This is a genomic window from Pseudoalteromonas sp. SR44-2, from assembly GCF_014163745.1.
Taxonomy (GTDB): domain Bacteria; phylum Pseudomonadota; class Gammaproteobacteria; order Enterobacterales; family Alteromonadaceae; genus Pseudoalteromonas; species Pseudoalteromonas distincta.
In genome coordinates this window covers 1-271 of record NZ_JACJDW010000088.1, presented here as the reverse complement: position 1 = coordinate 271, position 271 = coordinate 1, and the positions used below count along the sequence as shown (strand labels likewise).

The 271-nt window shown below is 36.5% G+C and carries 1 protein-coding gene and 1 rRNA gene; both read left to right on the top strand.

Annotated elements, in window-relative coordinates; translation table 11 throughout:
* Positions 1 to 202 (top strand): hypothetical protein (locus tag H5115_RS20090; protein ID WP_220487145.1); only part of this gene is annotated, 202 nt, incomplete at its 5' end.
* Positions 196 to 271 (top strand): 16S ribosomal RNA (locus tag H5115_RS20045); the annotation flags it as partial. The genes H5115_RS20090 and H5115_RS20045, both read left to right, overlap by 7 nt.

Below are 271 nucleotides of genomic sequence, written 5' to 3'. Positions count from 1 at the left end.
CTACTTAGGTAGCGAGGCAAACAAATTAGAGTCTCAATTGAAACTGAGTGACCATATGTTATTAAAAGATTCAGCCTTGAGCTGTTTTGATTTCACTTTTTTAAAAGTGAAAATAATAACGCACAGTCAATTCGTTTTTGGCAACAAAAACAAAAATTCAGAATTCATTGAGCTGTCGAAAGACATAAAACTTTTTAATTGAAGAGTTTGATCATGGCTCAGATTGAACGCTGGCGGCAGGCCTAACACATGCAAGTCGAGCGGTAACAGA